The organism is Sphingosinicella sp., from assembly GCF_052388015.1.
Lineage (GTDB): Bacteria > Pseudomonadota > Alphaproteobacteria > Sphingomonadales > Sphingomonadaceae > Allosphingosinicella.
Window position 1 is genome coordinate 1 of the sequence record NZ_JBQTIN010000134.1, and the last position, 13,052, is coordinate 13,052.

Annotated in this window: 14 protein-coding genes; 9 read left to right on the plus strand and 5 right to left on the minus strand. The window is 68.7% G+C overall.

Going from position 1 to position 13,052, the window contains the following annotated elements:
• From ACT4N3_RS11390 to ACT4N3_RS11405, 4 genes are all read left to right on the plus strand, one after another.
• The coding region (locus ACT4N3_RS11390; RefSeq protein WP_444855341.1) for a penicillin acylase family protein at window positions 1-1,029 on the plus strand (1,029 nt) is incomplete at its 5' end.
• Between the two features lie 230 nt (window positions 1,030-1,259).
• On the plus strand, window positions 1,260-2,123 hold the full coding sequence (motA, locus tag ACT4N3_RS11395) for a flagellar motor stator protein MotA (RefSeq protein ID WP_444855342.1): 864 nt from the start codon (window positions 1,260-1,262) through the stop codon (window positions 2,121-2,123).
• A gap of 3 nt (window positions 2,124-2,126) precedes the next feature.
• A complete protein-coding gene (locus ACT4N3_RS11400) occupies window positions 2,127-3,071 on the plus strand; it encodes a flagellar motor protein MotB (protein ID WP_444855343.1) in 945 nt (314 codons plus the stop codon).
• A gap of 49 nt (window positions 3,072-3,120) precedes the next feature.
• A complete protein-coding gene (locus ACT4N3_RS11405) occupies window positions 3,121-4,089 on the plus strand; it encodes a GGDEF domain-containing protein (protein WP_444855344.1) in 969 nt (322 codons plus the stop codon).
• Here ACT4N3_RS11405 and ACT4N3_RS11410 read toward each other — a convergent pair.
• The 3 genes from ACT4N3_RS11410 to ACT4N3_RS11420 are packed head-to-tail and all read right to left on the minus strand — an operon-like array spanning window position 4,086 to window position 5,756.
• Window positions 4,086-4,652 (minus strand): hypothetical protein, encoded by a 567-nt coding sequence (locus ACT4N3_RS11410; protein WP_444855345.1) that lies wholly within the window; start codon window positions 4,650-4,652, stop codon window positions 4,086-4,088. The two genes, ACT4N3_RS11405 and ACT4N3_RS11410, sit on opposite strands and share 4 nt — an antisense overlap.
• Before the next feature lie 19 nt (window positions 4,653-4,671).
• The gene (locus ACT4N3_RS11415) at window positions 4,672-5,490 is read right to left on the minus strand and encodes a hypothetical protein (RefSeq protein ID WP_444855346.1); all 819 of its coding nucleotides are present in this window, start codon (window positions 5,488-5,490) and stop codon (window positions 4,672-4,674) included.
• Window positions 5,491-5,543: 53 nt separating this feature from the next.
• On the minus strand, window positions 5,544-5,756 hold the full coding sequence (locus tag ACT4N3_RS11420) for a hypothetical protein (protein ID WP_444855347.1): 213 nt from the start codon (window positions 5,754-5,756) through the stop codon (window positions 5,544-5,546).
• A 244-nt stretch (window positions 5,757-6,000) separates the two neighbouring features.
• Between ACT4N3_RS11420 and ACT4N3_RS11425 the strand changes: the two genes are divergently transcribed.
• Window positions 6,001-6,441, plus strand: a complete 441-nt coding sequence (locus tag ACT4N3_RS11425) for a hypothetical protein (protein ID WP_444855348.1) — start codon at window positions 6,001-6,003, stop codon at window positions 6,439-6,441.
• A gap of 42 nt (window positions 6,442-6,483) precedes the next feature.
• On the plus strand, window positions 6,484-7,557 hold the full coding sequence (locus ACT4N3_RS11430; protein WP_444855349.1) for an MBL fold metallo-hydrolase: 1,074 nt from the start codon (window positions 6,484-6,486) through the stop codon (window positions 7,555-7,557).
• Here ACT4N3_RS11430 and ACT4N3_RS11435 read toward each other — a convergent pair.
• Entirely contained in the window at window positions 7,554-8,333 is a 780-nt protein-coding gene (locus ACT4N3_RS11435; protein WP_444855354.1) for a tryptophan 2,3-dioxygenase, read from the minus strand. The two genes, ACT4N3_RS11430 and ACT4N3_RS11435, sit on opposite strands and share 4 nt — an antisense overlap.
• 103 nt (window positions 8,334-8,436) lie before the next feature.
• Between ACT4N3_RS11435 and ACT4N3_RS11440 the strand changes: the two genes are divergently transcribed.
• The gene (locus ACT4N3_RS11440) at window positions 8,437-9,966 is read left to right on the plus strand and encodes a PQQ-dependent sugar dehydrogenase (protein WP_444855350.1); all 1,530 of its coding nucleotides are present in this window, start codon (window positions 8,437-8,439) and stop codon (window positions 9,964-9,966) included.
• Between the two features lie 65 nt (window positions 9,967-10,031).
• A complete protein-coding gene (locus ACT4N3_RS11445) occupies window positions 10,032-10,271 on the plus strand; it encodes a hypothetical protein (RefSeq protein ID WP_444855351.1) in 240 nt (79 codons plus the stop codon).
• 27 nt (window positions 10,272-10,298) lie between these two features.
• Here the strand turns inward: ACT4N3_RS11445 and ACT4N3_RS11450 are convergent, their stop codons facing one another.
• The gene (locus ACT4N3_RS11450) at window positions 10,299-12,386 is read right to left on the minus strand and encodes a RelA/SpoT family protein (RefSeq protein WP_444855352.1); all 2,088 of its coding nucleotides are present in this window, start codon (window positions 12,384-12,386) and stop codon (window positions 10,299-10,301) included.
• Window positions 12,387-12,501: 115 nt separating this feature from the next.
• Between ACT4N3_RS11450 and ACT4N3_RS11455 the strand changes: the two genes are divergently transcribed.
• Window positions 12,502-12,966, plus strand: a complete 465-nt coding sequence (locus ACT4N3_RS11455) for a winged helix-turn-helix transcriptional regulator (protein WP_444855353.1) — start codon at window positions 12,502-12,504, stop codon at window positions 12,964-12,966.
• Window positions 12,967-13,052 lie beyond the last annotated feature (86 nt).

The following is a 13,052-nucleotide window of genomic DNA, read 5'->3' on the forward strand; positions in this document are numbered from 1 at the left end:
TTCCTGCCGGTGCGCGACGACCGCTTCGACTATCGAGGGTCCGTCGACGGCAGCGATCCGGCGACGGACTGGCAGGGTCTGACCCCGCTCGATCGCCTGCCCACCGTCCACGATCCCCGCACGGGCTGGCTCTACAACGCCAACGATTCGCCCTGGCGAGCCGCTGGTCCCGACAGCCCGCGCGAGGCGGACTTCCCGCGCTACACCGACAATGCCGGCGCCAATCCGCGCGGCGACCATGCGATCGCCCTGCTGACCGGCGCGCACGACCTGACGCCGGAGGCGCTGCGCCGCATCGCCTACGATCCGCAAATGCCTTTCTTCGACGTCGAAGTGCCGGCGCTGGTGCGCGCCTGGAACGCCCTGCCGCAAAGCGATCCGCTCCGCGCTCGACTGCAAGACCCTGTGGCCTTGCTCCGCGATTGGGACCGGCGCTGGTCGGCCGAGTCCCGCCCGACAACGCTCGCCGTCTTCTGGGCGACCGAGATGTGGGCGCTCGCCGAGCGCCGCCGCGCCCGTCACGCCAATATGTGGGCGACGATCCACGGCCTTCCCGACCGCGACCGGATCGCGACCCTCGCCGCTGCCGTCGAGCGGCTGGAACGCGAATGGGGCGGCTGGCGGGTGGCCTGGGGCGAGGTCAACCGCTTCCAGCGCAACGACGGCGCGATCCGGCAGGATTTCGACGACCGGCGCCCCAGCGTTGCCGTCCCCTTCACCTGGGCGCGCTGGGGCAGCCTCGCCTCCTTCTCCGCCCGGCCCTACCCCGGCACCCGGCGCTGGTACGGCACCAGCGGCAACAGCTTCGTCGCGATCGTCGAGTTCGGCCCCCGCGTCCGCGCCTGGGCGGTGAGCGCCGGCGGCGAGAGCGGCGATCCCGCCTCCCGCCATTTCAACGACCAGGCCGCTCGTTATGCCGCGGGCGACCTGCGCCCCGTCTATTTCCACCCCGACGAGCTTGCCGGCCATATCGAGCGGACCTATCGGCCCGGCGATAGGGCCCCTCTCCCCTTGCGGGAGAGGGAGTGAGGGAGAGGGGTGCGGTCGGAGCGGCTCGATGCCGCGACGAGCGCTCGATCCGGCATCGAGCCGGATCGCACGCTTCCCCTCTCCCTGCCCTCTCCCGCAAGGGGAGAGGGTTCAATCAATTCGTGGTTGCCGCCCTCTTAACCATTAAGTCCGCGTCCCCGCGCCCGTTAATCTGCCTGGAAGGGCGCGTGCTCCCCTTCCGAAGGCCTGAATCGCGCGCGGGGAAAAGCATGTTCGCAGTCATCGGCATCGTCGTGCTTCTGGTGCTGGTGTTCGGCACCTACGTCGTTGCCGGCGGCAGCATCGGCGTCATCATGCACGCTCTGCCGATCGAGATGACCATCATCGGCGGCGCCGCGGTCGGCGCGACCCTGGTCGGCAACTCGATGGCCGAGATCAAGGCGCTGTTCGGCGGCATCTCCAAGGCGTTCAAGGGGCCGAAGTACAACCGCCAGGACTTCCTCGACACGATCTTCCTCGTCGCGAAGCTGATGAAGATGCTGCGCGTCGACGGGCCGGTCGCGGTCGAGCCGCATATCGAGGATCCGAAGTCCTCCACGATCTTCGCCGAATATCCGAAGCTGATGAAGGACGAGACGCTGATCCACCTGATTTGCGACACGCTCAGGCTCGTCGTCGTCTCGTCCGGCACCCTCGATCCGCACGCGGTCGAGGAGGTGATGGACAATGCGATCAAGACCAACCACCACCACAGCATCGCCCCGGCCAACAATCTGCAGACGCTCGCCGACGCCTTCCCCGCGCTCGGCATCGTCGCCGCCGTGCTCGGCGTCGTGAAGACCATGGCCTCGATCGATCAGCCGCCGGCGATCCTCGGCGGCATGGTCGCCTCGGCCCTGGTCGGCACCTTTTTGGGCGTGCTGCTCGCCTACGGCTTCTTCGGCCCGTTCGCGAACCGCGCCCGCCAGGTGATCGAGGCGGACGGCGCGATCTATGACGTGGTCAAGCAGATCATCATCGCCTCGCTCCACGGCCACCCGCTGCCGCTTGTGATCGAGGCGGCGCGCTCGGGCATCGCCCATGCGAACCAGCCGGCCTTCGCCGACGTGTTCGACGGCATGCGGGGCCGATAGGCGATGGCCTCGGCGGCCCGGCGCGGGCGCAACGAGCCGGCCGCCCAGCCGGCGCCGATCATCGTCAAGAAGGTCGTCGAGGCGGCGCATGGCGCCCATCATGGCGGCGCCTGGAAGATCGCCTATGCGGATTTCGTCACCGCGATGATGGCCTTCTTCCTGCTGCTCTGGATCCTCGGCGCGACCGACGAGGACCAGCGCCGGGGGCTGGCCGACTACTTCACGCCGACCCTGATCGAGTACAAGCAGAACAGCGCCGGCTCCGACGGCATCCTGGGCGGCGATTCGATCGTCGCGGCGGACAATTATCCGCACCGCGCCGGCCAGACCGGCAGCCGGGCGATCACCATCCCGCGCGACGCGACCGGCGGCGTGCGCGAGGGCGAGGCGCCGCGCTCGGTCGACCGCGAGCAGTTCGGCCGGCTTCGCGCCGAATTGATGCAGCGGATCGACAATGATCCGCAGCTGCGCGGATTGCGCGCCCATATCAGTTTCACCGAGAGCGAGGAGGGATTGCGCATCGACCTGATGGACGAGGCGGATTTCTCGATGTTCCGGGTCGGCACCGCCCAGTTGCTGCCCGAAGCGCGGCGGCTGGTTCAGGAGGTCGCACGGGCAATCGGCGGCGTGCCCAATCAGGTGGTCGTGCGCGGCCACACCGATTCGCTGCCTTATTCGGCCGGCCAGACGATGAACAACTGGATGCTGTCGACGGCGCGCGCCGAAAGCACCCGCGAGACGCTGCAGGCGTCGGGCGTTCCGGTCGACCGGATCGCGCGGATCGAGGGCGTCGCCGACCGCCAGCCCTTCGTCCCCAACGACCGCTACGACCCGCGCAATCGCCGCATCTCGGTCACCCTTGCCTGGCGCGACGGGACCGGCGAACGGCGCGGTCCGCCGCCCTCCGGCCCGCCGCCGGGCGGGTCGCCAGGCCTAAGAGGAAATTAACCATCCGCCCCTAGACGATACCGGGAAAACCACAGGCTCTAGGACAAGCATGAACGCGCAGACCCAGATCAGCGGCGAACCGCTTTATCGCCAGATCGGTGCGTTCCTGGCCGAGCACGGCCTGTGGCCGACGCCCGAGAACTACGCCCTTATCTACGCCCATGTCACGGCCGAGGACTCGCCCGTATCCGCGGCGATCCAGGCCGCGACCGGCGATGGCCTCAGACTCACGCAGCGCGATGTGGACAAGATCGCTGCGGCGCATGGCGGCAGCGCGCCGCAGGGTCCCGCCGACGCCGAGGCGCTCGCCTCCGCCCGCCGCCAGATGGACGATTTCGCCGCGATGGTGGAAAGCTCGCGCGCCGAGGCGCAAAGCTATGGCCGCGACCTCGAGGCGGGCGTCGCCCAGCTCGAGGAAGACGGCGCCGCCGGCGCGCTCGCCGCGATCACCAAGGCAATGATCGAGCGGACCAAGGCGGCCGAGCGCCAGCTCACAGCCGCCCGCGACGAAGCGCAGGTGCTGCGCGTCAAGCTTGCCGAGGCCGGCGAGGAGGCGCGGCGCGACACGCTGACCAAGCTGCCCAACCGCCGCGCGTTCGAGGAAAAACTGGAGGATTTGGCGCGCGAAGGCGTGCCGGTCAGCATCGCGATCTGCGACATCGACCGGTTCAAGCGGGTCAACGACACTTACGGCCATGGCGTCGGCGACCGCGTCCTGCGCCTCGTCGCCGACATCCTCGACCAGCATTGCGGCCAGCACATGGTGGCGCGCCTGGGCGGCGAGGAGTTCGTCGTCCTGTTCGAGCGGCTCGCGCCGGCCGAGGCGGCGCGTCATCTCGACGCCGCCCGCCTTTATCTCGCCGCCAAGCAGTTCAAGGTGCGCGAGACGGACGCGCCGCTGGGCAAGATCAGCTTCTCGGCCGGCATCGCGACCGGCGCCGACGCGCTCAGCCGCGCCGACGCCTTGCTCTACGAAGCCAAGAATGGCGGCCGCAACCAGGTCCGCTGCGAGGCCTAGGCCCCAAGCCGCGCGAACAGCAAAGCGATGTAGCTGGCGAACAGAACGGCCATCAGTCCCGCCAGGGCTTCATGCAGGCGCGGCCGGCGCACCAACATGGCGGTGACCGCCAAGGTGAGAAACACGGCGTGGAAGCCGAGGTTGGCCGGCTCCGGCAATCGCCCTTCCAGCATATATTCGCGGAACAGGCTCCACACGATCGCGCCTGAGCCGATCGCGAAGAAGGCCGGCGCCTCGCGATAATAATGCTCCTTGAGATCGATCGGCTCGTCGGGCGGGATGTCCGGCAGCACAATCGCCGTCATCATGTAGATGAGCGCGGTCATGATCAGGATCGTCGCGAAGATCGCGAAAGACCATTCGGTTCGCGCCGCGAGATGGAAGCTCGACCACCAGTGCTGCGCGACCATCGCCAGCAGCAGCACCGACCAGACCAAGGGCGGCGCATAGAAGGTCACGCGCCGCCGCGAGAGGATCAAAGCCCGATAGCCCTGCAGCACCTGCTGGATGCCGAGCCCGAGGATGATCGAGATCAGGACGGAGAGGTAGGAAAAGGCGTCCATCGGTGCGCTCGCAGCCAGCTCAGGGCAAGGTGTAGGTCGAGCAGTCGGGCAGCGGCCGGTCCGGCTCGTAATGGCCGCTCGTAGCGTCGAAGGCGAAGCTGCGCCGGTAGCTGCAGGCCGGATCGCGCTCCCAGACCAGATCGGCGCGGCGGAAGCGGCGCCCTTGATCTTCGTCGGTGCGCGCACCGCGCGGAAAGCTGCGCGCCGCCGTCGTGAAGGCGAGCCGCGGCCGGCCGGAACCGGCGTTCGGCGCGAGGCCGAGCGTGCCCGAAAATTCATATTCGTCGTGGCAGGTGCCGCGATTCCGGTATTCGTCTTCCGTGAAGCAGGCGCGGATCATCGCGGTGTAACCGGTCTGGACGGTCAACATTTCGGCCGGCTCCGCCGTGCTGGACGCCAGGCGGAACAGCAGCAGCTGCGTCGCGCCCGCGCCGCCGCCCGAGAAGCCGGCGGTGCGATGGCGCTCGACGCCGATCAGCAGCGCGCCGGAGGCTTCGCGGATCAGGTGCGGCCAGATCTGGTGCGTCTCGCGCTCCGGGTCCTCGCCGGCGGGCAGCGCCAGCCGCCGCGCGGGCGCGACGTTCGCGCCGGCCGGCACGCGATCGTGAATGTCGAGGAACCAGGCCCCGCCATCCGCCGCGCGCGAGGCGCGCAGGCAGAAATCGCGCGCGGCGTTGCAGTGGAGCGCGCTGCGCGTTTCCGCCCGCTCGGCCGAAACCCGGCCGAGGGCCGGCAACGGCGTCATCCGGTTTCCCGCATCGTCGACGGCGGGCGGCTGGGCGAGCGACGCGGTCGCGCCCAGCCACAGCACGATCAGCCCGGACCGAATGACCTGCACGTGATGCCCTCCCGGCGCGATGCTAGGAGGACGTCGCCGTCAAGGAAAGGGCGTTACAGCGCCGAAGGGCTCTCGCGCCGCGCCCGCTGCGCGGCGAGTGCATTGGCGTCGGCGTTCATCTTGCCGACCCGGGCCAGCGCCGCTGCGGGCGCGGCCGGCTCCGCTTCGACCTCGGCGCCCGGCATCGCGGCCATGCCGAGCGCGAGCGCGGCAAGGAAGGTCGTGACGCCCAGCGCCAAGGCGCCAAGGCGACCGCGCGGTCTCATCGCCGCTTCTCCCGGCGCGGCGCGGCGAGCGCGGCGCGCACCGCCGCCTCGGCCGGGCTCAGGACCAACCGGGCCTCGGCGGGATCGATGGACTTGCGGAGCAGAAACGCCATGCGGGCAAAGCGCGCGACCCGCGGCGATGGTTCCCGTCGCTTCGCCCGCGCCGACCCCGGCCCGTCGCGCGCCGCTTGCATCCCGCCCCGGCGACGGCCAGAAACGCCGCCGACCTGCCCCGGAGATTCGCATGCGTTTTCCAGTTCTTGCCCTGTGCCTCGCCGCCTGTGCCGCGCCCGCAACCGCTCAGCAGCCGCCGCGCCAGCCGGGGCTGGGCGAGCGGACCCAGTCGCCCGAGGCGCTGTTCCGCGAGATGAGCGCCGAGACGCCGGAGCAGGAAATGGCCCGGCTGGTCGCGGCGGCGAACGCCTATCCGCTCGGCACGATCGAGAATCCGGTTCGGGTCGGCGGGCCGGAGGGCGAGCGCGCCTATCTCGCCCGGCTGACCTGTCAGGACGGCACCCCGCTTCGCATCGGCACGCGGAGCGAGGCCGGCCAGGGGGCGTTCGGCGCGATCGCCAACGCTTATGCCGTCTCCTGCGGCGGCACGACGCGGCGGATCGTGTTCGACATGTATCATGCCGAACATGCCGAGAATCGCGCGCCCTCGGGTTTCGCGATCAGGCCCTGACGTCGGCTTGCCCGCCGCCGCCGCGCCGCTAAGAGGCACGGCATGCGAACGGCGCTCAGCTGGGTCGGACGGGCGCCGCTCTTCGCGGCGATCGCACTTTGCTTTGCGCCCGCAATCGTCCCGCCTTTTTTAGACCGCGTCTATTATCAGGGTCCGCCGTCGGACCATTTCGACGGCGCGCGCTTTTTCAATCCCGGCCCTGCCCCGCCCGCGCGGCGCGGCTCGATGCTCGACCGCTGGGCCGGATCGGAGCCGCAGGCGATCTGGCCCGACGAGGTGCCGGTCCGCCCGACCGTGCCGCCGCGCCGGATCGAGGGCGGCGGGATGGTCGTCACCTGGATCGGCCACGCCACCGTGCTCGTCCAGACCGAGGGGCTCAACATCCTCACCGATCCGATCTGGTCTGACCGCGCCTCGCCTTTCTCCTTCACCGGCCCGCGCCGCGTTCGCGCGCCGGGTGTCCGCTTCGAGGATCTGCCGAGGATCGACCTCGTCCTGGTCAGCCACAATCATTACGATCATCTCGATTTGCCCACGCTACGGCGCCTCTGGGAGCGGGACCGGCCGCTGATCGTCACCGGCCTCGGCAACGACATGATCATGGCCGCTGGCGGCGTCGAAGCGATCGCGCTGGACTGGGGTGGCCGCTTGCCGGTCCGGCCCAATGTCGAGGTGGTGGCGGCGCGCAACCACCACTGGAGCTCACGCTGGCTCACCGATCGCAACCGGTCGCTGTGGGCCGCATTCGAAGTGTCGCTGCCCGGCGGGAACGTCTTCTTCGCCGGCGACACCGGCTGGGGCGGCGGCTCCTGGGCTCGGGAGGCGGCAACGCATGGCCCCTACCGGCTCGCCATCCTGCCGATCGGCGCCTACGCGCCGCGCGAAGTGATGCGGAACAGTCATCTGAACCCGGGCGAGGCGCTCGCCGTGTTCGACATCCTCCGCCCGACGATGGCGCTCGGCATGCACTGGGGGACCTTCCAGCTGAGCTGGGAGGAGATCGATGCGCCGCCGCAGACGCTGGCCGAACTGCGCCGCGCGCGCGGCATGCCCCGCGACCGTTTCGCCGTGACCGAGGTGGGGCAGTCTTTCCGAGTACCGCCCCTCGGGCGCTAGAGCGTCGTCCTCAGGCTCCACAATTCGGGGAAGGCGCGCTTGGTCAGCGTCGAGGTGAGATATTTGACCCCCGGCGTGCCGCCCGTGCCCTGCTTGAAGCCGATCACCCGCTCGACGGTGACGACATGCTTGTGCCGCCAGACCGCGAAGCTGTCGTCGATATCGACCAGCTTCTCGGCGAGCTGGTAGAAGCGCCAGTGATCGTCGGTGTCCCTGTAGACCTCCGCCCAGGCCGCCTCGACCGCCGGATCGGGCCGGTAGGGCTGGCTCCAGTCGCGCTCCAGCGCGTTCGCCGGCAGCGCGAAGCCGCCGCGAGCGAGCGCCATGTTCGCCTCGTCCCACAGGCTCGGCCGGGCGAGCGCGTCCGTCAGCGCGGCATGGTCCATAGAGCCTTCGGCGTGCCGGGCGAGATGGGCCTTTTCCTTCAAGCCTAAAAGAAACTCGACCTCGCGGAACTGGGCGGACTGGAAGCCGCTCGACGTGCCGAGCACGCCGCGGAAGGTCAAATAGTCGGTCGGGGTCAGCGTCGAGAGCACGTCCCAGGACAGGGTCATCACCGCCTGGATGCGCGACACGCGCGACAAATTCTTGTGCACCTCGATGAGCTTGTCGGCGCGGATCAGGTCGCGCGCGAGCTTCAGCTCGTGGATCGTCTGCTTGAGCCACAATTCCTTGGTCTGATGGATGATGATGAACAGCAATTCGTCATGATGATCGGAGATCGGGTGCTGGGCGGAGAGCAGCGGCTCCAGCGCCAGATACTGGCCGTAGGTCATGTCCTCGGGCTTAACCACGATTCTGGTCTAGCCACGCGGACCCATTGGCGCAAACACGCGTTTCGCGGCTGTAACGAGCCTTGAACGGGCGGGAGGCGGGTCCATGAAACGCAGCTTTTCGGCGATCGTTCTGACCAGCCTGCTGGCTTCCTGCGGCGGCGGCGGCGGGGGCGCACCGCAGCCTGCCCCGCCGCCGGCCGGCAACGCGCCGCCCGCCTTCACCTCCGCCGCGACGGCCAACGTGGCGGAGAACAGCACCGGCACGATCTATCAGGCGACCGCGACCGATCCGGACGGCAATCCGCTGACCTTCGGCATCTCGGGCGGCGCCGACGGGCTGCGTTTCACGATCACCACCGCCGGCGCGCTCGCCTTCGCGACGCCGCCCGATTTCGAGGCGCCGGCCGACGCCGATTCCAACAATGTCTATCTGGTCACGCTCTCGGTCAGCGACGGCACGACCAGCACGACGCTGAACCTCGCCGTCACCGTCACCAATGCCGGGCCGGACGGCTTCCGCGTCGCCCGGGTCGGCACCGGCTTCGCCGCGCCGCTCTTTCTTGCTCCCGTGCCCGACAGCTCCGGCCGGGTGTTCGTCGTCCAGCAGGCCGGCCTGATCCGCATCCTCAACCCGGCGACGGGGGCGATCGCCGGAGCGCCCTTCCTCGACGTGAGCGCCGCGACGACGACGACCGGCGAGCGCGGCCTGCTCGGCTTCGCGGCGGCGCCCGATTTTCTGACCAGCGGCATTTTCTACGTCTTCCTCACCAACCTCGCCGGCAATATCGAGGTCCGCCGCTACCGCACCCTTGCCGGCAATCGCGACGTCGCCGATCCCGCCACCGCCGACCTGATCCTGACCATCCCCCATCCCGGCTTCTCCAACCATAATGGCGGCTGGATCGGCTTCGGGCCGGACGGCTTCCTCTATGTCGCGACCGGCGATGGCGGCGGCGGCGGCGACCCCAATGGCAACGGCCAGAACCGCAACACGCTTCTTGGCAAGCTGCTCAGGATCGACGTCGCTTCGGACGCCTTCCCGGCCGATCCGGCGCGCGACTATGCGATTCCCGCCGGCAATCCGTTCGCGGGCGGCGGCGGCGCGCCGGAAGTCTGGGCCTATGGCCTCAGGAATCCGTTCCGCAACAGCTTCGATTCCGCCACCGGCCAGCTCTGGATCGGCGACGTCGGCCAAGGCGCGCGCGAGGAGATCGATCTGATGCGCGCGACCGACGGCGGCGCCAATTTCGGCTGGAACGTGGTCGAGGGGACGGCGAACTTCACCGGCCCGCCGCAGGCCGGCTTCACCGCCCCGGTCGCGGAATATTCCCACGGCAGCGGCCCGCGCGAGGGCAATTCGGTGACCGGCGGCTATGTCTATCGCGGCCCGGTCGAGGGTCTGCGCGGCCAATATTTCTTCGCCGACTTCATCCGGCCCAACATCTGGTCGTTCCCGATCAGCCGGATCAGCCTCGGCTCGACCCTGGCGAGCAGCCAGTTCATCCTGCGCAACGCCGATTTCGTCCCCAATGCGGGAACGATCAACAATGTCGCCAGTTTCGGTGTCGACCAGGCCGGCAACCTCTACATCGTCGACTATGACGGCGAGATTTTCCGGATCGAGGTGCAATAGCCGATGCGCCGGCCCGAAGGATCGCGCGCGATGCCCCGTTAGGTTTGCAGGGAGAGGAGAACTTCATGCGCATGAATGGCCTCGCGGCGGTCGCCGCAATTTCGCTGATCACCGCCCCCGTCGCGGCCGCCACGCCATCCGTGGCGGCGCCTCCGCTCGCCCAGCGCGCCGGCGCCGAGACCGGGAGCGCGAACGAGCTCGTCGGCACGACGGCCTGGATCCTGGCCGCGATCGCGCTCGGCCTCATCGTCTGGGGCATCATCGAGCTGACCAGCGACGACGAAGATTTCCCGACCAGCCCGTAGCCGGCCGCCGCCTCGCCATCCCGAAAATCAGAGTCGCTCGGCGGTCGACACCATGTCCGTCGCCCGGAGCGCGGCGAGGATGCGCATCAGGTGCGGCAGATCGTGCACCTCGATGTCGAAGTGGAAGGTGTGGAACGAGCCGTCCCGCGCCGTCTGGTCCATGCTGACGATGTTCGCGCCATGGGAGCCGAGGATGCCGGCGACGACCGCCAGCGCGCCCGGCTGATTCTTGACGATCACCGCCAGCCGCGCCGTGCCGCCGTCCGATTCGTCGCCCCAGGCAAGATCGACCCAGTCGGCGTCGACGCCGTCGGCCAGGCTCTCGCAGCCGATCGTATGGACCTCGATCCCCTCGCCCTCGCGCCGTAGCCCGACGATCCGGTCGCCCGGGATCGGGTGGCAGCATTCGGCGAGCTGGAAGGCGACACCGGGGGTCAGGCCCTTGATCGAGATGGCCGTGCGTTGCGGCAGCGGCTTCGCGCCCTTGCCGGTCGACCCCGGCGACAACGCCTCCATCACCGCGCCGTCGTCGATCCGCTTCAGCGCGATCGCCTCCATCAGCGCCTCGTCATTGGGCAAATGGAGCCGCCGCAGCGCCTCCGCCACCGCCTCCCAGCCGGGCGGGCTGGGCAGGCGCTGGACGATCTCGTCGTAGATCTTCCGGCCGAGCGCGATCGTTTCCTCGCGCTCCTTCGATTTCACCCAGCGCCTGATCTTCGCCCGCGCCTTGCCGGTGACGACATAGGAGAGCCAGGCGGGCTGCGGGTGCTGCGCCTTTGACGCGAGGATCTCGACTTGGTCGCCATTGTCGAGCGGGGTGCGCAGCGGCATCACCCGGCCGTTGATCTTCGCGCCCACGGTCTGGTCGCCGAGATCGGTGTGGACCGCATAAGCGAAGTCGATCGGCGTCGCGCCCTTGGGCAGCTGGATCAGCTCGCCCTTGGGGGTGAAGGCGAAGATCCGGTCCTGGTACATCGCCATGCGGGTATGTTCCAGCAGCTCCTCGGCGCTCGCCGCATGGTCGAGGATCTCGACCAGGTCGTTGATCCAGGGATGGTCGCCGGTCGCGATCTCCGCCCCTTCCTTATAGGCCCAATGGGCGGCGAGCCCCTTCTCGGCCTGGGCATGCATCTCCATCGTGCGGATCTGGATCTCGATCCGCATCTGCTCGTCATGGATGATCGTCGTGTGGATCGATCGGTAGCCGTTGCGCTTCGGCGTCGAGATGAAGTCCTTGAAGCGCCCTGGAACGACGGGCCAGCGCTGGTGGATCAGGCCGAGCGTGCGGTAGCAATCCTCGACGCTGCCGACGATGCAGCGAAAGGCCATGACGTCGGAGAGCTGCTCGAAGCTGACGTGCCGCTCGGCCATCTTGCGCCAGATCGAATAAGGATGCTTCTCGCGCCCCATCACCTCCGCCGGGATGCCGTGCGCCTCGAGATGCGCCTTGATGCCCCGGCCGATGCGGCTGATCAGGTCGCCGCCGCCGCCCTTGTGCAGCGCCGCCAGCCTTTTGGTGATCGATTCATAGGCGTCGGGCTCGAGCTCCTTGAAGGCGAGCGTCTGCATCTCGGTCATGAATTCGTACATGCCGATCCGCTCGGCGAGCGGGGCGTAGATGTCCATCGTCTCCTTGGCGATCCGCCGGCGCTTCTCTTCGTCCTTGATGAAGTGGAGGGTGCGCATGTTGTGCAGCCGGTCCGCGAGCTTGACCAGCAGGACGCGGATGTCGTCCGACATGGCGAGCAGGAACTTGCGGAGATTCTCCGCCGCCCGCTGGCTCTCGCTCTCCGCCTCGATCTTGGAGAGTTTGGTGACCCCGTCCACCAGCCGGGCGACATTGTCGCCGAAATGCTTCTGGATCTCCTCCGGCGTCGCCAGCGTGTCCTCGATCGTGTCGTGGAGGATGGCGGTGACGATCGTCTCGTCGTCGAGGTGGAGGTCGGTGAGGATGCCGGCGACCTCGATCGGATGGCTGTAATAAGGATCGCCCGAGGCGCGGGTCTGGCTCCCATGCGCCTTCATCGAGAAGACATAGGCGCGGTTGATCAGCGCCTCATCGGCGTCCGGGTCGTAACCCTTGACCTTCTCGACCAGCTCATATTGCCGGAGCATGACCTGAAATGGGGTGGGGCGGCCGTCGCATGCAACCCAAAACGTGCCGCCTCATGAACTTTGTCGCGGGACGTGAGATTTTCACCGCCGGCAAAAGCGTCTAAGCCCCCGGAAAATGCTGGATATCGAACATCATCGCGCGCTGCTGCGGCAATGCTCGATCGCCGCCGCGCTGGAGGCGGTGGGCGAGCGCTGGTCCTTCCTCATCCTGCGCGGCGCGTTCAACGGTCTGCATCATTTCGAGGAGTTTCAGTCGACGCTCGGCATCGCCCGCAACATTCTTTCCAACCGGCTGGGCCGGCTGGTCGAGCGCGGCATCCTGGCGCGCGAGCCCGATCCGGTCGACCGGCGCAAGATCGCCTATCGGCTGACCGACAAGGGCCGCGACCTGCTCCCCGTGCTGATCTCGCTGCGTCAATGGGGCGAGAAATGGGTGTCGGAGAGCCCAAGCAACCCGGTGCTGGTCGACGCCCGCCACCGCCAGCCGATCCAGACGATGGCGGTGCGCGCCCAGGACGGCCGCGCCTTGTCGCTCGGCGAGATGGAATGGGTGGACCGGGCCGAGCTGCCGCGCAACTGACGCGGCGCCCGGCCCGATCGGGGTCGACGGCCTAGTAGCGGCGGTCGCGATAGCCGTAGCCGCGGCGATCGTCCCAGCGGTCGCGA

Excerpts from the sequence above, each read along its gene's own strand:
- motA (WP_444855342.1), top strand. The coding sequence starts at position 1,260 with ATGTTCGCAGTCATCGGCATCGTCGTGCTTCTGGTGCTGGTGTTCGGC.
- ACT4N3_RS11400 (WP_444855343.1), top strand. The coding sequence starts at position 2,127 with ATGGCCTCGGCGGCCCGGCGCGGGCGCAACGAGCCGGCCGCCCAGCCG.
- ACT4N3_RS11405 (WP_444855344.1), top strand. The coding sequence starts at position 3,121 with ATGAACGCGCAGACCCAGATCAGCGGCGAACCGCTTTATCGCCAGATC.
- ACT4N3_RS11410 (WP_444855345.1), bottom strand. The coding sequence starts at position 4,652 with ATGGACGCCTTTTCCTACCTCTCCGTCCTGATCTCGATCATCCTCGGG.
- ACT4N3_RS11420 (WP_444855347.1), bottom strand. The coding sequence starts at position 5,756 with ATGAGACCGCGCGGTCGCCTTGGCGCCTTGGCGCTGGGCGTCACGACC.
- ACT4N3_RS11425 (WP_444855348.1), top strand. The coding sequence starts at position 6,001 with ATGCGTTTTCCAGTTCTTGCCCTGTGCCTCGCCGCCTGTGCCGCGCCC.
- ACT4N3_RS11430 (WP_444855349.1), top strand. The coding sequence starts at position 6,484 with ATGCGAACGGCGCTCAGCTGGGTCGGACGGGCGCCGCTCTTCGCGGCG.
- ACT4N3_RS11435 (WP_444855354.1), bottom strand. The coding sequence starts at position 8,333 with ATGACCTACGGCCAGTATCTGGCGCTGGAGCCGCTGCTCTCCGCCCAG.
- ACT4N3_RS11440 (WP_444855350.1), top strand. The coding sequence starts at position 8,437 with ATGAAACGCAGCTTTTCGGCGATCGTTCTGACCAGCCTGCTGGCTTCC.
- ACT4N3_RS11445 (WP_444855351.1), top strand. The coding sequence starts at position 10,032 with ATGCGCATGAATGGCCTCGCGGCGGTCGCCGCAATTTCGCTGATCACC.
- ACT4N3_RS11450 (WP_444855352.1), bottom strand. The coding sequence starts at position 12,386 with ATGCTCCGGCAATATGAGCTGGTCGAGAAGGTCAAGGGTTACGACCCG.
- ACT4N3_RS11455 (WP_444855353.1), top strand. The coding sequence starts at position 12,502 with ATGCTGGATATCGAACATCATCGCGCGCTGCTGCGGCAATGCTCGATC.